We start from the raw sequence: 23,328 nt of genomic DNA, 5'->3' as shown, positions 1-23,328 counted from the left end.
CACCATATGAAAAAAGGTCCGGGTGCGAAATGCCTGTTCGGGTCGAGGATGTCAGATCACCGGACACAGAACGTGCATCGACAGACACGATCAGCAGCGAAAACGCGTCGGCGTAGGTTGACCGACAATGACTGAAACTATTTCGCGAACTGGTCGGCCGGCGGCCGGGCGACCGATTCGGGTCGGTGCCGGCGCCACCGTCACCACGATCGCCTGCGTCCTGCCGGTCTTCCTGGTCGGCGGCCTCGCCGTGCAGCTCGGCGACGAGTTGGGCCTCAGCCCGGCCGGGCTGGGGCTGGCCGTCTCGGTCTACTTCGGCATCAGCGCGCTCGCCTCGGTGCCGTCCGGCGCCCTGGTCGAGCGGTACGGGCCGGCGCCGGTGGCCCGCGTCGCCATCGTGCTCTCCGCCGGCTCGCTGCTGGCCGTGGCCGGCCTCGCCCGGTCGTACCCCACGCTGGTGGCGCTGCTCGCGCTCAGCGCCGCCGGCAACGCGCTCGGCCAGCTCGCCAGCAACGCCGCGCTGGCCGAGCACGTGCCCGCCCACCGGCAGGGGCTCTCCTTCGGCGTGAAGCAGGCCGCCATCCCGTTCTCCACGCTGCTGGCCGGCGCGGCGGTTCCCACCGTCGCGCTGACCGCCGGCTGGCGCTGGGCGTTCGTGGCGGCCGCCGGGGCCGCGCTGGCCGCGCTGCCGGCCGTACCCCGGTCCGGTCGGGACCGGCGTACCCGGTCCGCCTCCACCGCCCGGGGCGGTGGCCGGGCCGCGCTGGTGGTGGTCGGGCTGGCCGCGACGCTCGCGGCCGGCGCGGCGAACGCGCTGGGCACGTTCCTGGTCGACTCGTCGGCCGCGCGGGGGCTCTCCCCCGGCCTGGCCGGCCTGACGCTCACCCTGGGCAGCGCGGTGTGCGTGTCCGCCCGGGTCGGCGTGGGGTGGCTGGCCGACCGGCGGGCCGGCGGGCACGTCGGCGTGATCGCCGGGCTGTTGGTGGCGGGCTCGGTGGGGCTGCTTCTGCTCGCGGTTGCCGGCCCGGTGCCGCTGGTCGCCGGCGTGGTGCTCGGCTTCGGCCTCGGCTGGGCCTGGCCGGGGCTGCTGAACTTCGCGGTGGTCCGGCTCCACCCGCAGGCCCCGGCCGCCGCCACCTCGATCACCCAGACCGGTGTGTACGCGGGTGGCTGCCTGGGCCCGCTCGGTCTCGGCGCGCTGGCCGGCACGGCCGGCTATCCGGCGATGTGGCTGACCGCGGCCGGCGCCATGCTCCTCGCGGCCCTGCTCATGCTCCTCGCCGCCCGCCTGCTGTCCCGCCCGGCCTGAGCCCTCCCCGTCCGCCGCACGCCGCCCTGCCAGCACGCCGCACCGGGCCACCGGGCCACCGGGCCACCGGGCCACCGGCCCACCGGCCCACCGGCCCACCGGCCCACCGGCCCACCGGCCCACCGGCCCACCGGCCCACCGGCCCACCGGCCCACCGGCCCACCGGGCAGATACTGCCTCGGACGGCTATGACCAGGTGTCATATTTATGACCGTGCGGTATATGACTCCGCTGCGAACTGTTCCTGGCGGAGATCACGCTCGGTAAGGGCCAAGAACGCAGGAACGGCCAGGAACGGCAACCCCGCGGTCCAGACGCACGGCAATCGGCCGCCCGACGACCGGAGCAGGTCAGCTGGTGCGATCGGCGATGTAGTCGCAGAGGGATTCGAGGGCGCGGCGGGCCGGGCCCTCGGGGAGCGGGGCCAGGTGGGCCCGGGCGTCCTCGGCGTAGCTGCGCACCGTCTCCCGGGCGCGCTTGAGCGCCGGGGACTCACGGAGCAGCGTGAGCGCCTCGGCGTGCAGCGCGTCGTCGACGAGCGGGCCGGTGGCCAGGATCTCCCGCAACCGGACGCTGGCCGCGTCCGAGTCGTCGCCGGCGAGCGCGTAGAGCACCGGCAGGGTGGGCACGCCCTCGCGCAGGTCGGTGCCGGGCGTCTTGCCGGACTGCACCGACTCGCTGGCGATGTCCAGCAGGTCGTCGGAGAGTTGGAACGCGACGCCGATGACCTCGCCGTACCCGGCCAGGGCCTCGATGTGCGCGGCGGACGCGCCACCGAACATGCCGCCGAAGCGGGCCGAGGTGGCGATCAGCGAACCGGTCTTCTCGGCGATCACGTGCAGGTAGTGCGCGACCGGATCGGTGCCGCGCGGGCCGACAGTCTCGGCGATCTGACCGTGCACCAGGCGCGCGAACGTGCGCGCCTGCAACCGGACCGCCTCCGGGCCCAGGTCGGCCGCGATGTCCGCGGCCCGCGCGAAGAGGAAGTCGCCGACCAGGATGGCCACCGAGTTGCTCCAGCGGGAGTTGGCGCTCGGCGCGCCCCGCCGCACAGCCGCCTCGTCCATCACGTCGTCGTGGTACAGCGTGGCCAGGTGGGTGAGTTCCATCACCACGGCGGCCGGGACCACCTGGGCGGCCTCCGGATCGCCGAACTGGGCGCCCAACGCCACCAGCAGCGGCCGGAACCGCTTGCCGCCGGCCTCCATGAGATGCCGGGCCGCCTCGGTGACCAACGGGTCGGCGCTGGCCACGCCGGACCACAGTTGGGCCTCGACCCGGTCGAGGACGCCCAGCACGGACGCTTCGACGCGCGGGTCGGCGAGGTGCAGGCCGAGCGCGCCGAACTGACCTGAACGCTCGCCAGCCGGGTTCACCACGTCTTCAACCATGCCACACCCGTTCGACCTGCTCGGTGAGGGGGATACGGACCGGGGGCCGGTACGCCACGGCGTACCGGCCCCCGGGTGGAACCACTTCCGTCATCGGACGAATTCGGCGGCACCGGTGGTCAGGTCCAGCAGGGGCCCGGGGACCACACCGAGGACGAGCGTGGCGAGCACGCCGATCATCAGGGCGGCCGAGGTGAGCGCGCCCGGCACGGTCACCGTCGGGGTCGCCTCACCCGGCTCCGACAGCCACATCATCACCACGACCCGCAGGTACGGGAAGGCCAGCACCATGCTGGTCAGCACGCCGGCGATCACCAGCCAGGCCTGGTCGGCCTCCAGCGCCGGGCCGAAGACCGCGAACTTGCTGGTGAAGCCGCTGGTGAGCGGGATGCCGGCGAACGCCAGCAGGATGAACGTGAAGATCGCCGCGAAGAACGGCGAGCGGCGGCCCAGCCCGGCCCAGCGGGACAGGTGGGTGGCCTCGCCGTCCGCGTCCCGCACCAGCGTCACCACGGCGAACGCGGCGAGCACCGAGAAGCCGTACGCGGCCAGGTAGAACATCGTGCCCGACAGCCCCTCCTTGCTGGGGGCCAGCACACCCACCAGCAGGTAGCCGGCGTTCGCGATCGACGAGTATGCCAACAGGCGCTTGATGTCCGTCTGGGTGACCGCCAGCACGGCGCCGACCAGCATGGTCAGCACCGCCACCACACCGATCACCGGCGTGAAGTCCCAGGAGGCCCCGGCGAACGCGACGTGGAACACACGCAGCAGCGCGCCGAACGCGGCGACCTTCGTGCAGGCCGCCATGAAGCCGGTCACCGGCGTGGGCGCGCCCTGGTACACGTCCGGCGTCCAGACGTGGAACGGCGCGGCGGCGGCCTTGAAGAGCAGACCGATGGCGAGCAGCGCCATGCCGGCGAAGAGCAGCACCTGGCTGGACGAGGACGCGCCGACGGCGGCGTGCACGGTGGCGAAGTCGACGCCGGCGCCACGGCCCGGGATGCCGGAGGTGAAGCCGTAGATCAGGGCCACACCGAACAGGAAGAACGCCGAGGCGTACGCGCCGAGCAGGAAGTACTTCATCGCCGCCTCCTGGCTCAGCAGCCGCCGGCGGCGGGCCAGCGCGCAGAGCAGGTAGAGCGGCAGCGAGAAGACCTCGAGCGAGATGAACATGGTCAGCAGGTCGTTCGCCGCCACGAAGATCAGCATGCCGCCGATCGCGAACGAGATCAGCGGGTAGACCTCGGTGGTCCCGCCGACGCCGTCGGCCTGCTTCCGGTCCTCGGGCGACTCGGCGGTGACCGCCGCGTGCGCCACGAAGGCGCCGCCCCGCTCCACCGTGCGCTCGCCGACCAGCAGCAGCGCCATCACGGCCAGCACCAGGATGGCGCCCTGGAGGAAGAGCGTCGGCCCGTCCACCGCGATCGCGCCGCCGGCGGTGACCAGCCGGGCGTCGGACTTCAGGATCACCATGGTGATCGCGGCCAGCGCCGCCACCAGGGCGAGCGCGAGCTGCACCGCGTTACGCAGCCGGCGCGGCACGAACGCCTCGACCAGGACGCCCAGCAGGGCGGCGCCCAACATGATCAGGATGGGAGCGAGCGCCGCGTAGTCGATCGACGGCAGCTTCAGTTCACTCACTTTGAAGCCTCCTGGACGCTGCCGACCTCAGGGGCGGGATCGGACTTGCCGACGTCCTGCATGGTCGCCTGGACGGCGGGGTTGATGACATCGGTGACCGGCTTGGGATAGAAGCCGAGCAGCACGATCAGCGCGATCAACGGCGCGACGACGACCTTCTCGCGCAGGCTGAGGTCCCGACGCATGCCCTCGACCTCGGTGAGCGCCGGGTTCAGCGTGCCCTGGGTGGTGCGCTGCACCATCCACAGCACGTACGCCGCCGCCAGGATGATGCCGAGCGTGGCGATCACCGCGACCGGCTTGTTGACGGTGAACGTGCCGATCAGCACCAGGAACTCGGAGACGAACGGCGCGGTGCCGGGCAGCGCCAGCGACGCCAGACCGGCGAAGAAGAGCACGCCGGCCAGCACCGGCACCAGCTTGCCCGCGCCGCCGAAGTCGCTGATCAGCGCCGAGCCACGCCGGGCGATCAGCATGCCGACCACCAGGAAGAGCAGGCCGGTGGCGAGACCGTGGTTGAGCATGTAGAGCACCGCGCCGGTGCCAGCCTGGGTGGTGAACGCGAAGATGCCCACCCCGATGAAGCCGAAGTGCGCGATCGAGGTGTACGACACCAGCCGCTTCAGGTCGTTCTGCCCGACCGCCAGCAGCGCCGCGTAGATGATGCCGATCACGCCGAGTGCCAGCGCGTACGGCGCGAACCAGCGGGACGCCTCCGGGAACAGCGGGAGGCAGTAGCGCAGGATGCCGAACGTGCCGACCTTGTCCAGCACGCCGACCAGCAGCGCCGCCGCACCGGCCGGCGCGGCGCCACCGGCGTCCGGCAGCCAGGTGTGGAACGGGAAGAACGGCGCCTTGATCGCGAACGCGAGGAAGAAGCCGAGGAACAGCCAGCGGGCGGTGTTGGTGGCGAACTCGGCCTGGCTCAACGCCTGCCAGTCGAACGTCTTCCCGCCGACCACCCAGAGACCGATCACCGCGGCCAGCATGAACAGGCCGCCGACCAGCGAGTAGAGGAAGAACTTCACCGCCGCGTACTGCCGCTGGTGGCCGCCGTAGCTGCCGATCAGGAAGTACATCGGGACGAGCATGACCTCGAAGAACACGTAGAACAGGAAGACGTCGGCGGCGGCGAAGACGCCGATCATCGTGCACTCGAGGACGAGCAGCAGCGCGAAGTAGACGGGCACCGAACGCTTCGACTGCTCGGCGTCGTGCCACGACGCCAGGATCACCAGCGGCACCAGGATCGCGATCAGCATCAGCATGACCAGCGCGATGCCGTCCACCTCGAAGGTGAACCGCACACCCCAGTTCGGGATCCACGCGTACGACTCGCGGAACTGGAACCGGTCACCGTCGGCGGAGAAGGCGAACCACATCACCACCGAGAGCACCAGCACCAGCAGCGACCAGCCGAACGCCACCAGCTTGGCCAGGTCCGGCCGCCGACGTGGCAGCAGCGCCACCACCAGCGCGCCGACCAGCGGCGCCACGGTCAGCACCGAGAGGAACGGGAAGTTGGACATTATTCGGCCTTACCTCCGTCGTGACTGCGTGGCCCGCCGGCGGGGGCGGCCGCGTTGAGGTCGATCACGCCAGCCACCCCGCCTGTACCGCCAGGAACGCCGCCACCACGAGCAGCGCGCCGGTCAGGATCGAGGTCGCGTACGACCGCACGAAGCCGGTCTGGAGCCGCCGGAGTCGGCCGGAGCCCCCGCCCACCGCGGCGGCCAGGCCGTTGACCAGCCCGTCGACGCCCCGGTTGTCGAGGAAGACGAGCGCCCGGGTGAGGAAGATGCCCGGCTTCTCGAAGACCGCCTCGTTGACGGTGTCCGTGTAGAGGTTCTTGCGGGCGGCGGTGACCAGCACGCCGGCCGGCTGCGGCTCGGTGGCCGTGCCGTTGCGGAACAGGAGCCAGGCCAGCCCGGCGCCGAGCACGGTGAGCAGCAGCGAGAGCACCGTGATCACCCAGTGCGCGAGGACCGCCTCGTGCCCCTCCTCCTGGACGCCCAGGCCGGCGGTGGCCTCCAGCCAGTCCGGCACGGACGTGGAGAGCAGGAAGCCCGCGCCGACCGAGCCGATCGCCAGCAGGATCAGCGGGATCGTCATCAGCTTCGGCGACTCGTGCGGGTGCTCGATGTCCTCGGTCCAGCGGGCCGGGCCGTGGAACGTGAGCACGAAGAGCCGGGTCATGTAGAACGCGGTGAGCCCGGCGCCGAGCAGCGCGGCCAGGCCGAACAGCCACGCCGTCCAGCCCTCCCGCTCGAACGCGGCCACGATGATCGGCTCCTTCGAGAAGAAGCCGGAGAAGGGGAACATGCCGATGATGGCCAGCCAACCCATCATGAACGTCAGCCAGGTGACCTTCATGTACTTGGAGAGGTTGCCGAAGCGGCGGATGTCCACCTGGTCGTGCATGCCGTGCATGACCGAGCCGGCGCCGAGGAACATGTTGGCCTTGAAGAAGCCGTGCGCCAGCAGGTGCACGATGGCCAGCGCGTACGCCGCGCCGCCGAGGCCGACGCCGAGGAACATGTAGCCGATCTGGCTGACCGTGGACCAGGCCAGCACCCGCTTGATGTCGTCCTTCGCCGCGCCGATGACGCAGCCCATCAGCAGCGTGAGCGCGCCGACGCTGACCACCACGAGCTGGAGCGTCTCGTTCGCCGAGAAGATCGGGTTGGAGCGGGCGATCAGGTAGACGCCGGCGGTGACCATGGTGGCGGCGTGGATGAGCGCGGAGACCGGGGTCGGGCCCTCCATCGCGTCCGGCAGCCACGCCTGGAGCGGGAACTGGCCGGACTTGCCGGCGGCGCCCAGGAGCAGCAGCAGGCCGAGCACCAGCACGGTGGTGGAGGTCAGCGAGCCGACCCCGTTGAACACCTCGTCGTACTGGGTGGTGCCGAGCATGGCGAACATGACGAAGATGCCGATGGCCAGGCCGGCGTCGCCGACCCGGTTCATCAGGAACGCCTTCTTGCCGGCGGTGGCCGCGCTCGGCCGGCCGTACCAGAAGGAGATCAGCAGGTACGACGCCAGGCCGACGCCCTCCCAGCCGAAGTAGAGCATCACGTAGTTGTTGCCGAGCACCAGCAGCAGCATCGCGGCGACGAACAGGTTGAAGTACCCGAAGAACCGTCGCCGGCCCTCGTCGTGCGCCATGTACTCCACGGCGTAGAGGTGGATCAGGAAGCCCACCCCGGTGATCAGCAGCACGAACACCGCGGCCAGCGGGTCGAAGAGCAGACCGAAGTCCACCTTCAGGTCGCCGACCGTGATGAACTGCCAGAGGCTCGACTGGACCTGCTTGTTCTCCAGGCCACGGAGCTGGAAGAAGTAGGTCAGGCCGAGCACGAACGCGGCGCCGATGGCCGCCACGCCCAGCCAGTGGCCCCAGCGGTCCGCCCGCTTGCCGAGCAGCAGCAGGACCGCCGCGCTGACCAGCGGGATCGCCACCAGCAGCCAGACACTGCCCAGCAGCCCATCCGCCGTAGCGAATTCCACAGTCTGTTCCACGACTGGCCCCTCAGTACTTCAGCAGGTTGGCGTCGTCGACGCTGGCCGAGCGCCGGGTCCGGAAGATCGCCATGATGATCGCGAGCCCGACCACGACCTCGGCCGCCGCCACCACCATCACGAAGAACGCCATGATCTGGCCGTTCAGGTCACCGTTGATCCGGCTGAACGTGACCAGGGTCAGGTTGGCCGCGTTGAGCATCAGCTCGACGCACATGAACAGCACGATCGCGTTGCGCCGGACCAGCACGCCCACGGCGCCGATGGTGAACAGCACCGCCGCGAGGATCAGGTAGTAGTCCGGGGTCACTGTGCTGTCCCTTCGTTCGCGACTGCGGGGCTCCGCTTCGCTGCACTCCTCGCGCTCACCGATCCGTGCCCTTCAGTGCGGTCTCCTCCGACGTCATGTCGCGCACCGGCATGATCTCCGGGATGCCGCGGTCGGTCAGCCGGCCGTCCGGCAGGCGGGCCGGCGTGGCCACCGAGGAGGAGGTGGCGAAGACGCCCGGGCCGGGCTTCGGGCCGGGGTAGTTACCGGGACGGAACCGCGCCTTCATGGTGGCGACCTGGTCCATCCGGTCCTCCTTGCGCCGCTCCACGTGCGCCAGCACCATCGCGCCCACCGCGGCCGTGATCAGCAGCGCCGAGGTCAGCTCGAAGGCGAAGACGTACTTGGTGAACAGCAGCCGGGCGATGCCCTGCACGTTGCCCTCGGCGTTCGCCTGGTCGAGCCCGGCCGCCCGCACGCCGTCGAGCGCGCGGTAGAGACCGGTGCCGACCAGGCCGGCGAAGCCGAGCCCGAGCACCACCGCGGCGACCCGTTGGCCGCGCAGCGTCTCGATCAGCGAGTCGGACGCGTCGCGACCGACGAGCATCAGCACGAACAGGAAGAGCATCATGATCGCGCCGGTGTAGACGATGATCTGCACCATGCCGATGAACGGGCCGGCCTGGAGCACGTAGAACACGCCCAGGCAGAGCATGGTCAGCACCAGCCAGAGCGCGGAGTGCACCGCGTTGCGGGCCCAGACCATGCCGAGCGCCCCGATCAGGGCCAGCGGGGCGAGGATCCAGAACGTGACCTCCTCACCCCCGGTCACGTCGCCCGCCGCGGCGAGCACCGTAGAAGTGGTCATACCCCTGCTCCCTTGCCCGCCTCGGACCGCTGCGCGGCCTGCTCGGCGCCGGGGAAGGTCACGCCGGGGTGCTCCTTCACCGGATACTGGCCGCCCATCGGCGAGTGCTCGGCGCCGGCCGAGGTGCCCGGGTTGGTCAGCGCACCGACGTAGTAGTCCTTCTCGCTGTCGCCCAGCCGCATCGGGTGCGGCGGCTGCTCCATGCCTTCGAGCAGCGGCGCGAGCAACTGCTCCTTCGTGAAGATCAGGTCCTGCCGGTTGTCCCGGGCCAGCTCGTACTCGTTGCTCATGGTGAGCGAACGGGTCGGGCAGGCCTCGATGCAGAGCCCGCAGAAGATGCACCGGGCGTAGTTGATCTGGTAGTTGCTGGCGTACCGCTCACCCGGGGAGAAGCGCTGCTCCTCGGTGTTGTCGCCACCCTCCACGTAGATCGCGTCGGCCGGGCAGGCCCAGGCGCACAGCTCGCAGCCGATGCACTTCTCCAGCCCGTCCGGGTGCCGGTTGAGGATGTGCCGCCCGTGGTAGCGCGGCGCCGAGACCGGCGGCTTGAACGGGTAGTCGGTGGTGACGACCTTCTTGAACATGTGCGAGAAGGTGACCCCGAAGCCCTTGAACGTTCCGGTGATCGCGCCCACGTCACACCTCCCTGGACTCGGAGCCGGCGACGACGTTGGCCGGCTCCCGCTCGGCGACCACGCGCTTGGTACGCGGGCTCGGCGGAACCTGAAGATCCATCGGTGGCAGCGGGAAGCTGCCGTACGGCCGGCTGTCCGCCTGCTCCTGGGGCGACGGCCTCGGCTGCTTCTTCCGGCTCGGCCAGAAGAGCGTGGCCAGCAGCAGCACGCCCGCGCCGATGGCGGTGACGAGCAGCCGGTCCCGGGTCTGCCAGTCCTCGATCGAGCGGAGTCCGGCGAGCACCAGGATCCAGACCAGGTTGATCGGCAGCAGCACCTTCCAACCGAAGCGCATGAACTGGTCGTACCGGAGCCGGGGCAGCGTGCCGCGCAGCCAGACGAACACGAAGACCAGCAGGATCACCTTGCCGAAGAACCACAGCATCGGCCACCAACCCTCGTTGGCGCCCGACCACAGCGTGATCGGCCAGGGGGCCCGCCAGCCGCCGAGGAACAGCGTCGTGGTGACCGCGGACATGGTCACCATGGCGACGTACTCGGAGAGCATGAACAGCGCGAACTTCAGCGAGCTGTACTCCGTCATGAAGCCCGCGACCAGCTCCGACTCCGCCTCCGGCAGGTCGAAGGGGGCCCGGTTGGTCTCGCCGACCATGGCGATGAAGAAGATGATGAAGCTGGGCAGCAGCAGGATCGCGTACCAGCCCGGGGTGGGCAGGTCGAAGCCGCCGATGCTGAGCTGCGTGCCGTCGGCCTGCTTGGCGACGATCCCGCTCGTCGACATCGTGCCGGCGGTCATGAAGACCGCCACGATGCTCAGCCCCATGGCGACCTCGTACGAGATCATCTGGGCGCTGGAGCGGAGACCGCCGAGCAGGGGGTACGTCGAGCCGGAGGCCCAGCCACCGAGCACGATCCCGTAGACGCCCATCGAGGAGCAGGCCAGGATCACCAGCACCGCCACCGACACGTCGGTGACCTGGAGCGGCGTCCAGTGGCCGAAGATGCTCACCTTCGGGCCGAACGGGATCACCGACAGCGCGGTGACCGCGGAGATCACCGAGATGGTCGGCGCGAAGAAGAAGACCACCTTGTCGGCGGCGCGCGGGAGGATGTCCTCCTTGAACGCCATCTTCAGGCCGTCCGCGAGCGTCTGGAGCAGGCCGAACGGGCCGACCTGGTTCGGGCCGGGCCGCACCGCCATCCGGCCGACCACCCGCCGCTCGAACCAGACGCCGAGCAGCGTGGCCAGCAGGCCGAACGCGAACGCGAAGACGATCTTCCCGAGGACCAGCCACCACGGGTCCTTGCCGAAGTCGGCCAGCGTCGGGTCCTGCGCCGCGAGGTAGACCGCGTTCACTGGTGTGCACCCCCTGCGTTGAGGAGCGGACCCGGCCGTGCGGCGGCGTCCGCGGCGACACGTCCGGCCGGTACGGCCGGCCCGTCGGTAGAGCCCGCGGTCACCTTGACCACATGACCGGACGTCGCGCCGAGGCTGCGCCGCACGGTCGAACCGGGTGAGTTGGTCGGCAACCAGACGACACCGTCCGGCATCTCGGTGATCGCCGCCGGCAGGGTGACCGCGCCACGGTCGGTGCCGACCGTGACCGGGTCGCCGTCGGCCACGCCGAGCGCCTCGGCGGTGCCCTTGCCCAGCCGGACGACCGGCAGGCGGGCGGTGCCGGCGAGGTGCTCGTCGCCGTCGGTGAGGCTGCCCAGGTCGAGCAGTTGGTGCCAGGTCGCCAGCACGGCCTCGCCCGGACCGGGCTGCGGCACGGTGGCCGGCTCGACCGAGGGGGCGGACGGCCGCTCGGTGCGGGTCCGGGGCAGCGCGCCCAGCTCGCGGCGCACGCTCAGCACGTCGCCGGTGCCGAGCGGCACGTCGAGCTGGGCGGCGATCGCGTCCAGCACCCGGCCGTCGGTCATCGCGCCGGTGTCCAGCACCCGCTCGAAGGTCCGCAGCCGGCCCTCCCAGTCCAGGAAGCTGCCGGCCTTCTCGACCACCGGGGCGACCGGGAAGACCACGTCGGCCCGGCGGGCCACCGCGCTCATCCGCAGTTCCAGGCTGACCAGGAACGGCACCGCGTCCAGGGCCGCCTCGGCAGCGCGCGGATCGGCCAGGTCGGCCGGGTCGACGCCGGCCACCACCAGCGCGCCGAGCTTGCCGTCGGCCGCCGCGGCGAGGATGCCGTCGGTGTCGCGGCCCGCCTGGCTCGGGATCACCCCGGCCGGCAGGTCCCACGTCTCGCCCAGCTCCGCGCGGGCGGCCGGCTCGGTGACCACCCGGCCGCCGGGCAGCAGGTTCGGCAGGCAGCCCGCGTCGACCGCGCCGCGGTCACCCGCGCGCCGCGGCACCCAGGCCAGCCGGGCGCCGGTACGCCGGGCCACGTCCGCCGCCGCCGACAGGCCGCCGGGCACCGCGCCCAGCCGCTCGCCGACGATCAGGATCGCGCCCGGCTGCCCCAGCGCCTCGGCCACCGTGGCGTGCTCGGCCAGCACGCTGGCCTCCTCGCCCGGCACCACCCGGGCCAGCTTGGCCCCGAGCTTCTCCAGGCCGCGGGTCGCGAACGGCGCGATCGCGTACACGGTGAGCGTCTTCTTCAGGTACGCCTTGCGCAGCCGCAGGAAGAGGATCGGGCACTCCTCCTCCGGCTCCAGGCCGACCAGCACCACGGCGGGCGCGTTCTCCACGTCCGCGTAGGTCACGTCGGTGACTCCGGCGACGCTGCTGGCCAGGAAGTCGGCCTCCTCGCGGGAGACCGGGCGGGCCCGGAAGTCGATGTCGTTGGTGTGCAACGCGACCCGGGCGAACTTGGCGTACGCGTAGGCGTCCTCGACGGTGAGCCGGCCGCCGGTCAGCACCGCCGTGCCGGTCGCGCCGTCGCGGGCCGCGCGCAGCCCCTCGGCGGCCCGGGTGAACGCCTCGCTCCAGGACGCCTCGCGCAGCTCACCGGTCTTCTCGTCGCGCACCAGCGGGGTGGTGAGGCGGTCGAACGCGCGGGCGTACTGGAAGCCCCAGCGCCCCTTGTCGCAGTTCCACTCCTCGTTCACCGCCGGGTCGTCGCCGGCCAGCCGGCGCAGCACCTTGCCCCGCCGCCAGTCGGTGCGCTGCGCGCAGCCGGCCGAGCAGTGCTCGCAGACGCTGGGCGAGGAGACCAGGTCGAACGGGCGGGAGCGGAAGCGGTACTGCGAGCCGGTCAGCGCGCCCACCGGGCAGATCTGCACGGTGTTGCCGGAGAAGTAGGAGTTGAAGGGGACGTCCCCCTCGTCGCCGTCCTCGCCGTACGCGTCGTCCCGGTAGATGTTGATCTCCTCGTGCGAGGAGCGTCCCATCAGGTCGATGAACTTGTCGCCGGCGATCTCCTCGGAGAACCGGGTGCACCGCTGGCAGAGCACGCAGCGCTCGCGGTCGAGCAGCACCTGGGTGCTGATCGGCAGCGGCTTCGGGTACTCCCGCTTGTGCTCGTGGAAGCGGGAGTCCGTCCGGCCGGTGGACATCGCCTGGTTCTGGAGCGGGCACTCGCCGCCCTTGTCGCACATCGGGCAGTCCAGCGGGTGGTTCAGGAGCAGCAGCTCCATCACCCCCTCCTGGGCCTTCTTCGCGACCGGCGAGGTGAGCTGGGTCCGCACCACCATGCCGTCGGCGACGGTCTGGGTGCAGGAGGCGACCGGCTTGCGCTGGCCCTCCACCTCCACCAGGCACTGCCGGCAGGCGCCGGCCGGGGCCAGCAGCGGGTGGTCGCAGAAGCGCGGGATCTCGGTGCCCAACTGCTCGGCGACCCGGATCAGCAGCGCCCCCTTCGGCGCGGTGACCTCGACGCCGTCGATGGTCAGCGTGACGGTCTCGGTCTGCTTGGCTACGTCCGTCATCAGTGCGCCCCTACCAGGGTCTTCTCCGACAGCTTCGGTGCGGTACGTCCCTCGATGTAGTCGAGGTAGTCCTGCTTGAAGTACTTCAGCGACGAGGTCACCGAGCTGGTCGCGCCGTCACCCAGACCGCAGAACGAACGGCCGAGGATGTTGTCGCAGGTGTCGAGCAGGGTGTCCAGGTCCTCGTGGGTGCCCTGGCCGGACAGGATGCGCCGGTAGACCCGGACCATCCAGTAGTTGCCCTCCCGGCACGGGGTGCACTTGCCGCACGACTCGTGGTGGTAGAACTCCAGCCACCGGTAGGTCGCGTACACCGGGCAGTCCTGGTCCGAGAAGATCTGGGTGGCCGTGGTGCCCAGGATCGAGCCGGCCGCCGCCACCCCCTCGAAGTCCAGCGGCACGTCCAGGTGCTCGGCGGTCAGCAGCGGCGTCGACGAGCCGCCCGGCGTCCAGAACTTCAGCTCGTGCCCGGGCTGCATGCCGCCGGCCAGCTCGATCAGCTCGCGCAGCGTGATGCCCATCGAGGCCTCGTACTGGCCGGGGTTGGCGATCCGGCCGGAGAGCGAGTAGATCATCGGGCCGGACGACTTCTCCGTGCCCATGGTCTTCCACCAGTCCGCGCCGCCCAGCACGATGTACGGCACGCTGGCGATGGTGCCGACGTTGTTGACCACGGTCGGGCTCGCGTACAGGCCGTGGGTCGCCGGGAACGGCGGGCGCAGCCGGGGCTGGCCCCGGAAGCCCTCCAGCGAGTCCAGCAGCGCGGTCTCCTCACCGCAGATGTACGCCCCGGCGCCGGAGTGCACCACCAGGTCCAGGTCGAAGCCCGAGCCGAGGACGTTCCGGCCGAGGTAGCCCTTGGCGTACGCCTCGGCGACCGCGCTGCGCAGCCGGCGGGCGGCGTGCACGGCCTCGCCGCGGATGTAGATGTAGGCCCGGTTGGCCCGGATCGCGTACGAGGCGATGATGACGCCCTCGACCAGCGAGTGCGGGTCGTGGGTCATCAGCGGCAGGTCCTTGCAGGTGCCCGGCTCGCCCTCGTCGGCGTTCACCACCAGGTAGTGCGGCTTGCCGTCGCCCTGCGGGATGAAGCCCCACTTGAGCCCGGTCGGGAAGCCCGCGCCGCCCCGGCCGCGCAGCCCGGAGTCCTTGATGAGCTGGATCAGGTCGTCCGGGTGCGCCTTGAGCGCCTTGCGCAGGGCGGCGTAGCCGTCCAGCTTCTCGTAGGTGCCGAGCCGCCAGGCGTCCGGCGACAGCCAGCGCTTGGTGAGCACCGGCGTGAGCTTGGCCAGCGTCTCCGGCCGAGGAGTGGTCACTTCCGGACCCCCGTTCCGTTCGCGTCCGCCGGGTCGGCGCCGTCGGCGTCCGTACCGGCTTCGGCGTCCTTGAGGTTGCGCTCCTGGGCGCCGGCCGCGTCGCCGGCGGGCTTGCCGTCGCCGGCCGGCGGGTTCGCCGCCGCGCCGGCCGCCTCCGCCGCCCGCGCGTCGCGGGGCGCCGGGGCCGGACCGTCCGTCGGGACCTTGGTGCCGGGCGCGTCCGCGACCGGGGTCCGCGCGTCCGGCTGCCGGGTCTCGGCGGTACGCACCTGCGGCGACTTGTCGTCCGGCGCCTTCACGTCCGGCGCGGTGCTGCCGCTGGCCGCCTCCGGCGTCGCCGGCTCGGCCGCGCCCGCGTTCCCCGGGGTGTCGGCCTTGGCCGGAGTGCCCGTGGCATCGGCCTTCGCCGGCTCGGGCGCCTTCTCCGGCGCGGGGGCCGGCTTCTCGGCCTCGGCCTTCGCCTTCGCCTCGGCGGCGGCCCGGTCGGCCTCGGCCTTGCTGCGGATCGGCGTCCTCGGGTCGAAGCCCGGCACCGAGATGCCGTGCTGCTCGGCCAGACGCAGGCCGCGCAGGGTCGGCTCGCCCGGCCCGCCGTCGGCCACCGCGCCGTCCCGCTCGTCGGCGAAGCCGGCGAGCTGGACCGCCATCTCCTTGAGCGTGCAGAGCCGCGCGCCCCGGGTCGGCATCGGCCGGCCGCCGGCCTGCAACTCCTGCACCACGCCGAGCGCGCCCTGCGGCTCCACGTTGTCGAAGAAGTCGTAGTTGACGGTCATCACCGGGCCGTAGTCGCACGCCGCCAGGCACTCGGCGTGCTCCAGGGTGATCTTCCCGTCGGCGGTGGTCTCCTCGTGCCCGACGCCCAGGTGCTCGGCGAGCGTGTCGTAGACCGCCTGGCCGCCCAGCACGTCGCACATCGTGTTGGTGCAGACGCTGACCAGGTAGTCACCGGTCGGCTTGCGCTTGTACATGGTGTAGAAGGTGGCGACGGCGCCGACCTGGGCCTTGTTCAGCCCGAGCACCTCGGCGCAGAACTCGACGCCGGCCGGGGAGACGTACCCCTCCTCGGACTGCACCAGGTGCAGCAGCGGCAGCAGCGCCGAACGGGACCGGTCCGCCGGGTACCGGGCGATGATCTCCCGCGCCCGCAGCCGGGTCTCTTCGGTGAACGTCGTACTCATCGGTCACAACCACCCATCACGGGGTCCAGCGAGGCGCCACCGGCGATCACGTCGGCGATCAGGCCGCCCTCGGCCATCGCCGGGAGGGCCTGGAGGTTGACGAAGCTCGGCTCCCGGTAGTGCACCCGGTAGGGCCGGGTGCCGCCGTCGGAGACCGCGTGCACGCCCAGCTCGCCGCGGGGCGACTCGATGCCGACGTAGACCTGGCCCGGCGGGACCCGGAAGCCCTCGGTGACGAGCTTGAAGTGGTGGATCAGCGACTCCATCGACTGACCCATGATCTTGGCGACGTGCTCCAGCGAGTTGCCCATGCCGTCGACGCCGATGGCGAGCTGCGCCGGCCAGGCGATCTTCTTGTCGGAGACCATCACCGGGCCCGGCTTCAACCGGTCCAGCGCCTGCTCGACAAGCTTCAGCGACTCCCGGATCTCGGCCAGCCGGACCAGGTAGCGGCCCCACACGTCGCCGTCGGTGTGGGTCGGCACGTCGAACTCGTACGTCTCGTACCCGCAGTACGGCATGGTCTTGCGCAGGTCCCAGGCGAGCCCCGCCGAGCGGAGCACCGGGCCGGTGATGCCGAGCGCCACGCAGGCGGTCACGTCGAGCACCGCGACGTTCGTGGTGCGCTCGATCCAGATCGGCTGGCCGGAGAGCAGGTTCTCGTACTCCTTGAGCTTCTTCGGCATCAGCACCAGGAAGTCGCGGATCTTGCGGATCGCGTCGTCCGGCACGTCCTGCGCCACGCCGCCCGGTCGCACGTACGCGTGGTTCATCCGCAGGCCGGTGATGGTCTCGAAGATGTCGAGGATGTACTCCCGCTCGCGGAAGCCGTACAACATCATGTTGATCGCGCCCAGCTCCATGCCGGTGGTGGCCAGCCAGACCAGGTGCGAGGAGATCCGGTTCAGCTCCATCATCAGCACCCGGATGGTGGTGGCCCGCTCGGTGACGTCGTCGGTGACGCCGAGCAGCTTCTCCACCGCGAGCGCGTACGCCGTCTCGTTGAAGATCGGCGAGAGGTAGTCCATCCGGGTCACGAACGTCGAGCCCTGGACCCAGTTGCGGTACTCCAGGTTCTTCTCGATGCCGGTGTGCAGGTAGCCGACGACGGAGCGGGCCTCGCGGACCGTCTCGCCCTCCAGCTCCAGGATCAGCCGGAGCACGCCGTGCGTGGACGGGTGCTGCGGACCCATGTTGACGACGATCCGCTCGTCGTTGATCGGGTCGGTGCCGGAGACGACCTGGTCCCAGTCCCCACCGGTGACGGTGAAGACCTTGCCCTCGGTGGTCTCGCGCTCGGTCGCGTAGTTCGACGTGGTCACTGGTAGGACCTCCTACGGTCCGGCGGGGGAATTTCCGCACCCTTGTACTCGACGGGTATGCCGCCGAGCGGGTAGTCCTTGCGCTGCGGGTGCCCCTCCCAGTCGTCCGGCATCAGGATCCGGGTCAGGTTGGGGTGGCCGTCGAAGACGATGCCGAACATGTCGTACGTCTCCCGCTCCTGCCAGTCGGCGGTCGGGTAGACGGCGGTGACGCTCGGCAGGTGCGGCTCCTCGACGGAGACCGCGGCCTCCAGCCGGACCTGCCGCCGGTAGGTCATCGAGGTGAGCTGGTAGACCACGTGCAGCCGGCGCGCGTCGGCGCCCAGGTAGTCCACCCCGGACACCGAGGAGAGCAGCTCGAAGCGCAGCGACATGTCGTCGCGCATCACCTGGCAGACCTCGGCGATCCGCTCCGGGCGGACGTGCAGGGTCAGCTCGCCCCGGTCGACCACGACCTTCTCGATCGCGTCACCGAAGGCCGGGTACGCCTCCTCCAGCGCGTCCCGCACCTCGTCGAAGTAGCTCCCGTACGGCCGGGTGGCCTCCTCGATCGGCTTGCGCTGGCGGACCAGGCCGCCGTAGCCGGAGACGTCACCGGTGCCCTGGTTGCCGAACATGCCCTGCCCGGCCGGGCTGGCCGGCGGGTACTCCGCCGGCGCGGTGCTGCTGGCCCCGGCGGGAGTGGTCGGCACCGGGACCCCGCCGTCGTTGTTCCTGTCGTTCGGCGAGGTCATTTCGGGCCCCCCTGCGTCTGGAGGTGGTTCTGCGCCTTCATCCAGTTCTCGATCCGCAACTGTTCCTCGCGCCCCTCGCGGACCGCCTTCGTCCACTCGGCACGCCGGGCCTTGTCGTTGCGGTACGACGACGGCATCGAGCCGTACGGCACGACGGGCACGTCACCCCGCTCCTTGCGGGCCTCCAGCATCTTGCGGCCGTTCGGGCCCAGCGGCTCGTACATGATCTTCTCGCGCAGCTTGAGCACCGCGTCGATGAGCATCTCCGGCCGGGGCGGGCAGCCGGGAAGGTACATGTCGACCGGGACGACGTGGTCGACGCCCTGCACGATGGCGTAGTTGTTGAACATGCCGCCGCTGCTGGCGCAGACGCCCATCGAGATGACCCAGCGGGGCTCGGCCATCTGGTCGTAGATCTGCCGCAGCACCGGGGCCATCTTCTGGCTGACCCGGCCGGCCACGATCATCAGGTCCGCCTGCCGGGGCGAGGCGCGGAAGACCTCCATGCCCCATCGGCCCATGTCGTAGTGCGGGCCACCGGCGGCCATCATCTCGATGGCGCAGCAGGCCAGACCGAAGGTGGCGCCCCAGACGGACGACTTCCGCGACCAGTTCACCAGCTTCTCGACGCTGGTGAGCAGGACGCCGGAGGGAAGCTTCTCCTCGATGCCCATCTGCTACCTCCTCAGTCCCAGTCCAGGCCGCCGCGCCGCCACACGTAGGCGTAGGCGACGAAGACCGCGACGATGAACATGACCATCTCCACGAAGCCGAAGATCGGCAGGGCGTCGAAGGAGACCGCCCAGGGGTAGAGGAAGATGATCTCGATGTCGAAGACGATGAAGAGCATCGCCGTCAGGTAGAACTTGATCGGGAACCGGCCGCCGCCGACCGGCTGCGGGCTCGGCTCGATGCCACACTCGTACGCCTCGAGCTTGGCCTTGTTCAGACGCCGGGGGCCGGCGAATCGGGCAGCGGCCACGGAGAACAGCGCGAACCCCGCGGCGAGGGCGAACAGCCCGATGATGGGTGCATAAGGAGAGAGCGTCATCGTTGTCCCCTGCTCGTCCTTCCCTGACCTCGGTGGTTGGCCAAAATCACACTATTCACGTCCCTGACGACAGCGGTCGGCGGGGGTCGATCTCTCCGCTCCGTGGTCGGTCGACCGCGGGCCGGTGGTCTCCTCACACGGCCGGGGCCACCTTCGTCATGGCGTTGATGACCCGGTCCATCGCGTCCCCGCCGCGCGGGTCGGTCAGGTTCGCCAGCAGCTTCAGCACGAAGCGCATCAACATCGGGTGCGGCATGCCGTGCTTGGTGGCCATCCGCATCACCTCGGGCCGACCGATCAGCTTCACGAAGATCCCGCCGAGCCGGTAGTAGCCGCCGAAGCGGGCCTTCAGCTCCTGCGGGTACGCCATCAGCGCCCGTTCCCGCTCCGCGCCGGCCGGGCGGGCGAGCGCCTGCACGGCGACCTCGGCGGCCAGCTCGCCGGACTCCATCGCGTACGCGATGCCCTCGCCGTTGAACGGGTTGACCATGCCGCCGGAGTCGCCGACCAGCAGCACGCCGCGGCTGTAGTGCGGGACCCGGTTGAAGCCCATCGGCAGCGCGGCGCCGAGGATCGGCCCGTCCGCGTTGGCCTCGTCGGCCATCCCCCAGTCCTCCGGGGTGTTGGCCAACCAGTCGGTGAGCAGCCGGCGGTAGTTCGTCCTGCCGAACGCCGTGGAGGAGTTGAGCACGCCGAGGCCGACGTTCACCCGGCCGTCGCCGAGACCGAAGATCCAGCCGTAGCCGGGCAGTAGCGCGTCGTTGCCCTTGGCGCGCAGCTCCAGCCAGGACTCCAGGTAGTCGTCGTCGTGCTTGGCGGGTGAACGGTAGTAGCGGCGGACCGCCACCCCGATCGGCCGGTCCTCCCGCTTGGCCATGCCGAGCGCGAGCGGGAACCGGCCGGAGACGCCGTCCGCGGCGACCACCAGCGGCGCGTGGAAGGTGGCCGGTTCCTTGTCCGGGCCGACCTCGGCCTGCACGCCGGTCACCCGGTCGTCGGCGTCGAGCACCGGGGCGAGGACGTTGACACCGGTGCGCAGCTTCGCGCCGGCGGCGACGGCCCGCTGGGCGAGCAGGTCGTCGAAGTCGAGCCGGGTCCGGACCAGGCCGTAGTTGGGGAAGCTGGCCAGGTCGGGCCAGTCCAGCTCCAGGCGTACCCCGCCGCCGATCACCCGCAGGCCCTTGTTGTGCAGCCAGCCGGCCTCGGGCGAGGTGTCCACACCCATCCGGACGAGCTGCCGTACGGCGCGGGGCGTGAGCCCGTCACCGCAGACCTTCTCCCGGGGGAACTCCGTCTTCTCCAGCAGCAGCACGCGTACGCCGTGCCGCGCAAGGTGGTAAGCCGTGGCCGATCCTCCGGGACCGGCGCCCACGACGATGACGTCGGCGTCGTTCTCCACCGCGGTCATCCGCGCCTCCTCCCGCATGCTCGTGAAATGCTTCACAAGCCGATCGGGTTGGAGTCTATGACCGGCGTTACACCTGTATGCGCTGAGGGGGTCCTAACTTCCCGGAAACCGGCTGGTAAGGGAGCGGAGATCGGTCACGGGCGGGCCGGCGCGGCCGGTCCCAGCCCGGCGTCGAGCCGGATGGTCTCGGGCAGATGGTCACGCAACGCGCCTCCGGCCGCCCGGTCCAGTGCCGCCAGCACCTCGGCGACCACCTGGCGGACCTCGGTGGGATCCGCGCCGGCCAGCTCCCTGAGCTGCGTGATCAGCTCCGCGGCGTCGTCGTCGGTGGCGGCGTGGTCGGGTCCCGTCATGGGCGCGAGCCTACGGCGGGAATCATTCTCAAGCCGGACATTCACGAAATGCCCGACCGAGGGTCGGACCGATCAGTTCCGGACGGCCCGGTGCAGCGCGACGACGCCGCCGGTCAGGTTCCGCCACGCCACCCGACCCCAGCCGGCCGCGCCGACGCGCGCCGCCAGCGCCGTCTGGTCCGGCCAGGCCCGGATCGACTCGGCGAGATAGACGTAGGCGTCGGGGTTGCTGGAGACCGCGCGCGCCACCGTCGGCAACGACCGCATCAGGTACGACAGGTAGACCGTGCGGAACGCCGGGTTGACCGGGGTGGAGAACTCGCAGACCACCAGCCGCCCGCCCGGCCGGGTGACCCGGGCCAGCTCACGCAGGGCGGCGTCGGTGTCGTTCACGTTGCGCAACGCGAAGGAGATGGTCACCGCGTCGAAGCTGGCGTCCGCGAACGGCAGCCGCAGCGCGTCGCCGGCCAGCAGCGGCACCGCCGGGCGGGTGCGCTTGCCGGCGTGCAGCATGCCCAGCGACAGGTCCGCGCCGACCGCGTACGCCCCGGAGTGGGCCAGCTCCTCGGTCGAGACGCCGGTGCCGGCGCCCACGTCCAGCACCCGCTCGCCGGGGCGCAGCCCGAGCGCCGCCCGGGTGGCCCGCCGCCAGAACCGGTCCTGCCCGAAGGAGAGCACGGTGTTGGTCAGGTCGTAGCGGGCCGCCACGCCGTCGAACATGGCGGCGACCTCGTGCGGCTGCTTCTCCAGGCTGGCGCGTCGGCCCTGCGGGGTACGGCTCACCCCTCCACTCTGCCAGCCGCACCGACCCGGGTACGGCGCGGGGGCGAGGTGGTCGCCCACCCTGCCCCCGCCGTGTCCGGAGCGTCCGGCTCAGTCGCCGGTGCGCTCGTCGGTCGGGGCGACCAGGACCACCCTGCGGCGGCGGGACAGCACCACCAGCGCCGCGCCGGCGGCGAGCACCAGCGCGCCGATGCCGCCGATCAGGCCGACCTGCATACCGGTCACCGGCAGGCCGCCGTCACCGGAGCCACCGCCGCTGCCGCCACCCGTGGTCGGGGTCGGGACCGCGGTCGCGCCGCCGCTCGGGGTCGGCTCGGCGGTCGGGGTGCCGGTCGGCGTCGGCGTCGGCGTCGGCTGCCCGTTCGGGTCCACGAAGACGTCGAACTGGGCGGTGTTGTCGACGTCGTCGACCTCGGAGAAGGCGCGGCGCTGCGCCGAGCTGGCGACGCGCGGCTCCTCCTCCGGCTCGCCGGATGCGGAGTCCAGGCCGGCGGCGAAGACGAAGCCGGGCCGGAGCAGCTTCTCGGTCACGTCCGCGCCGACCTTCACCCGCACGCCGGCGGTGTAGAACTGGCCCGGCTTCAGCACCGCGCCCCGGTCCTCGCAGTACGCCTGCGCGAAGCCGCCCAGGTCCTGCTCGACGCAGCCCTCGGGCAGCTCGGCGAAGGTGACGCCGGCCGGCAGCGTGATGCCGTACGCGACGCCGGTGGCCTGCCGGCTGCCGTCGTTGAAGACGGCCCAGTCCAGCGGCGCGGTCTCGCCCGGCCGGACCGGACGCAGGTTCGCCTCGCCCGCATCGTCGCCGTCGACCTGCACGTCGGCGTACACGTCCTGCACCCAGGTGGTGAGGTCGTAGCCGGGGGCGGTCACGGTGATGTCGTGCTCGACCGAGTTGTTCTCCAGGTCGGGGTCGGCGGTGGCCGCGCTGATGGAGACCTTCAGCGTGCCGGCCGCACCCTTACCGCCGGTGGAGAAGAGCGGGATGCCGAAGTCCTCGGTGGTGCCCGCGGCGAGGTCGCCGAGCGGGCAGGTGAAGGCGGTGCCGGTCACCTCGCAGCCCTCCGGGACCAGCACGCCGACCTTGCGGTCCTTCAGGCCCTTCGTCTCCACCGTGACCCGGACGCCCTTCGCGTCGACGGTGCCGGTGGTGTTGTCCACCTGGAACTTGAACGGCTTGGCCCGGGCCTCGTCGACGCCCTTGGCGAGCTGGTAGCTGAGCGGGACGAGCTGAAGGTCGGTCTCGTCGGCGGCGTGCGCCGGACCGGCGACGGCGGCGAGGCCGGCGGTGGAGAACAGGGCGACCACGCCGGCACGCGCCAGTGTGGATCGGTATCGGAAAGTCATGGTTCCCCCGGGGGTAGGGACGCGCCGATCAGGCACGGAACGAACGGACGGTACCGGAGCGACGCGGCGCGGCGCCAGCGGCGCATGGGTGGAATTCCCACCGGCCCCTACCGACAGCAGGGGCGGGATGGTCACCCATCCCGCCCCTGCCGCGGTGCGTTATGTGAACGGCCCTCATGGGCCGATGGAGGACGACGGTCCGCCGAACGCCGCCAGCGTAGCCGCGACGGCGACCGGCGTGGCCACGCTCGCCCGGGTCGCCGCCGACCTGTTACCTGGCAGCTCGCGGCCCGGATGGGCGGTGTCGAGCGGGGACGTTAGCGGCTCTCGATCAGGCC

General features: G+C 71.3%; 19 protein-coding genes and 1 pseudogene. 1 reads left to right on the top strand and 19 read right to left on the bottom strand.

The annotated features are described in order from the left end of the window. Positions 1–127: 127 nt before the first annotated feature. A complete protein-coding gene (locus ACZ6O5_RS20065) occupies positions 128–1,309 on the top strand; it encodes an MFS transporter (RefSeq protein WP_465979043.1) in 1,182 nt (393 codons plus the stop codon). 350 nt (positions 1,310–1,659) lie between these two features. Here the strand turns inward: ACZ6O5_RS20065 and ACZ6O5_RS20060 are convergent, their stop codons facing one another. The 19 genes and pseudogenes from ACZ6O5_RS20060 to ACZ6O5_RS19970 all read right to left on the bottom strand — a co-directional run bounded on the left by ACZ6O5_RS20060 (position 1,660) and on the right by ACZ6O5_RS19970 (position 22,990). Next, entirely contained in the window at positions 1,660–2,700 is a 1,041-nt protein-coding gene (locus ACZ6O5_RS20060; protein WP_281943592.1) for a polyprenyl synthetase family protein, read from the bottom strand. A 90-nt stretch (positions 2,701–2,790) separates the two neighbouring features. Further along, positions 2,791–4,344, bottom strand: a complete 1,554-nt coding sequence (gene nuoN, locus ACZ6O5_RS20055) for an NADH-quinone oxidoreductase subunit NuoN (RefSeq protein ID WP_465979041.1) — start codon at positions 4,342–4,344, stop codon at positions 2,791–2,793. Beyond that, complete coding sequence (locus tag ACZ6O5_RS20050; protein ID WP_107154680.1) at positions 4,341–5,873, bottom strand: NADH-quinone oxidoreductase subunit M; 1,533 nt, start codon at positions 5,871–5,873, stop codon at positions 4,341–4,343. Before ACZ6O5_RS20050 ends, nuoN begins: the two co-directional genes overlap by 4 nt. Positions 5,874–5,937: 64 nt before the next feature. Further along, positions 5,938–7,863 carry an NADH-quinone oxidoreductase subunit L gene (gene nuoL, locus ACZ6O5_RS20045; RefSeq protein WP_465979038.1) on the bottom strand — a complete coding sequence of 642 codons (1,926 nt, stop codon included), beginning with the start codon at positions 7,861–7,863 and terminating at the stop codon, positions 5,938–5,940. Between the two features lie 10 nt (positions 7,864–7,873). Then, a complete protein-coding gene (gene nuoK / locus ACZ6O5_RS20040; RefSeq protein WP_089154544.1) occupies positions 7,874–8,173 on the bottom strand; it encodes an NADH-quinone oxidoreductase subunit NuoK in 300 nt (99 codons plus the stop codon). A 55-nt stretch (positions 8,174–8,228) separates the two neighbouring features. After that, positions 8,229–8,999 (bottom strand): NADH-quinone oxidoreductase subunit J, encoded by a 771-nt coding sequence (locus ACZ6O5_RS20035; protein WP_465979036.1) that lies wholly within the window; start codon positions 8,997–8,999, stop codon positions 8,229–8,231. Then, positions 8,996–9,634, bottom strand: coding sequence for an NADH-quinone oxidoreductase subunit NuoI (nuoI, locus tag ACZ6O5_RS20030; protein WP_465979034.1), 639 nt, complete (start codon positions 9,632–9,634; stop codon positions 8,996–8,998). Before nuoI ends, ACZ6O5_RS20035 begins: the two co-directional genes overlap by 4 nt. 1 nt (position 9,635) lies before the next feature. Next, entirely contained in the window at positions 9,636–10,991 is a 1,356-nt protein-coding gene (nuoH, locus tag ACZ6O5_RS20025) for an NADH-quinone oxidoreductase subunit NuoH (RefSeq protein WP_465979032.1), read from the bottom strand. Next, positions 10,988–13,501 carry an NADH-quinone oxidoreductase subunit G gene (locus tag ACZ6O5_RS20020; RefSeq protein ID WP_465979030.1) on the bottom strand — a complete coding sequence of 838 codons (2,514 nt, stop codon included), beginning with the start codon at positions 13,499–13,501 and terminating at the stop codon, positions 10,988–10,990. The genes nuoH and ACZ6O5_RS20020 overlap by 4 nt, the downstream gene beginning before the upstream one ends. Beyond that, the gene (nuoF, locus tag ACZ6O5_RS20015; RefSeq protein ID WP_465979028.1) at positions 13,501–14,817 is read right to left on the bottom strand and encodes an NADH-quinone oxidoreductase subunit NuoF; all 1,317 of its coding nucleotides are present in this window, start codon (positions 14,815–14,817) and stop codon (positions 13,501–13,503) included. The genes ACZ6O5_RS20020 and nuoF overlap by 1 nt, the downstream gene beginning before the upstream one ends. A gap of 302 nt (positions 14,818–15,119) precedes the next feature. Further along, positions 15,120–15,995, bottom strand: a pseudogene (nuoE, locus tag ACZ6O5_RS20010) (NADH-quinone oxidoreductase subunit NuoE); the annotation flags it as partial. Further along, positions 15,992–17,317, bottom strand: coding sequence for an NADH-quinone oxidoreductase subunit D (locus ACZ6O5_RS20005; RefSeq protein WP_357304897.1), 1,326 nt, complete (start codon positions 17,315–17,317; stop codon positions 15,992–15,994). The pseudogene nuoE and the gene ACZ6O5_RS20005, both read right to left, overlap by 4 nt. After that, positions 17,314–18,051, bottom strand: a complete 738-nt coding sequence (locus tag ACZ6O5_RS20000; protein ID WP_465979026.1) for an NADH-quinone oxidoreductase subunit C — start codon at positions 18,049–18,051, stop codon at positions 17,314–17,316. The genes ACZ6O5_RS20005 and ACZ6O5_RS20000 overlap by 4 nt, the downstream gene beginning before the upstream one ends. Next, positions 18,048–18,725, bottom strand: coding sequence for a NuoB/complex I 20 kDa subunit family protein (locus ACZ6O5_RS19995; protein WP_091062855.1), 678 nt, complete (start codon positions 18,723–18,725; stop codon positions 18,048–18,050). The genes ACZ6O5_RS20000 and ACZ6O5_RS19995 overlap by 4 nt, the downstream gene beginning before the upstream one ends. 11 nt (positions 18,726–18,736) lie before the next feature. Next, positions 18,737–19,102 carry an NADH-quinone oxidoreductase subunit A gene (locus tag ACZ6O5_RS19990; protein ID WP_089154551.1) on the bottom strand — a complete coding sequence of 122 codons (366 nt, stop codon included), beginning with the start codon at positions 19,100–19,102 and terminating at the stop codon, positions 18,737–18,739. Positions 19,103–19,235: 133 nt separating this feature from the next. Continuing rightward, positions 19,236–20,510, bottom strand: coding sequence for a geranylgeranyl reductase family protein (locus tag ACZ6O5_RS19985; protein WP_465979025.1), 1,275 nt, complete (start codon positions 20,508–20,510; stop codon positions 19,236–19,238). Positions 20,511–20,644: 134 nt separating this feature from the next. Further along, positions 20,645–20,863, bottom strand: a complete 219-nt coding sequence (locus ACZ6O5_RS19980) for a hypothetical protein (protein WP_465979023.1) — start codon at positions 20,861–20,863, stop codon at positions 20,645–20,647. Positions 20,864–20,935: 72 nt separating this feature from the next. After that, entirely contained in the window at positions 20,936–21,646 is a 711-nt protein-coding gene (locus ACZ6O5_RS19975; protein ID WP_465979022.1) for a demethylmenaquinone methyltransferase, read from the bottom strand. Between the two features lie 90 nt (positions 21,647–21,736). Next, on the bottom strand, positions 21,737–22,990 hold the full coding sequence (locus ACZ6O5_RS19970) for a cell wall anchor protein (protein WP_465979020.1): 1,254 nt from the start codon (positions 22,988–22,990) through the stop codon (positions 21,737–21,739). Positions 22,991–23,328: the final 338 nt, after the last annotated feature.

This window comes from Micromonospora sp. NPDC049201, from assembly GCF_055586805.1.
This window is presented reverse-complemented; position numbering and strand designations above follow the sequence as displayed.

Bases quoted from the DNA above. Each gene is read 5' to 3' on its own strand.
- ACZ6O5_RS20065 (WP_465979043.1), top strand. From the start codon at position 128: ATGACTGAAACTATTTCGCGAACTGGTCGGCCGGCGGCCGGGCGACCG.
- ACZ6O5_RS20060 (WP_281943592.1), bottom strand. From the start codon at position 2,700: ATGGTTGAAGACGTGGTGAACCCGGCTGGCGAGCGTTCAGGTCAGTTC.
- ACZ6O5_RS20050 (WP_107154680.1), bottom strand. From the start codon at position 5,873: ATGTCCAACTTCCCGTTCCTCTCGGTGCTGACCGTGGCGCCGCTGGTC.
- ACZ6O5_RS20035 (WP_465979036.1), bottom strand. From the start codon at position 8,999: ATGACCACTTCTACGGTGCTCGCCGCGGCGGGCGACGTGACCGGGGGT.
- ACZ6O5_RS20020 (WP_465979030.1), bottom strand. From the start codon at position 13,501: ATGACGGACGTAGCCAAGCAGACCGAGACCGTCACGCTGACCATCGAC.
- ACZ6O5_RS20000 (WP_465979026.1), bottom strand. From the start codon at position 18,051: ATGACCTCGCCGAACGACAGGAACAACGACGGCGGGGTCCCGGTGCCG.
- ACZ6O5_RS19995 (WP_091062855.1), bottom strand. From the start codon at position 18,725: ATGGGCATCGAGGAGAAGCTTCCCTCCGGCGTCCTGCTCACCAGCGTC.
- ACZ6O5_RS19990 (WP_089154551.1), bottom strand. From the start codon at position 19,102: ATGACGCTCTCTCCTTATGCACCCATCATCGGGCTGTTCGCCCTCGCC.
- ACZ6O5_RS19985 (WP_465979025.1), bottom strand. From the start codon at position 20,510: ATGACCGCGGTGGAGAACGACGCCGACGTCATCGTCGTGGGCGCCGGT.
- ACZ6O5_RS19980 (WP_465979023.1), bottom strand. From the start codon at position 20,863: ATGACGGGACCCGACCACGCCGCCACCGACGACGACGCCGCGGAGCTG.
- ACZ6O5_RS19970 (WP_465979020.1), bottom strand. From the start codon at position 22,990: ATGACTTTCCGATACCGATCCACACTGGCGCGTGCCGGCGTGGTCGCC.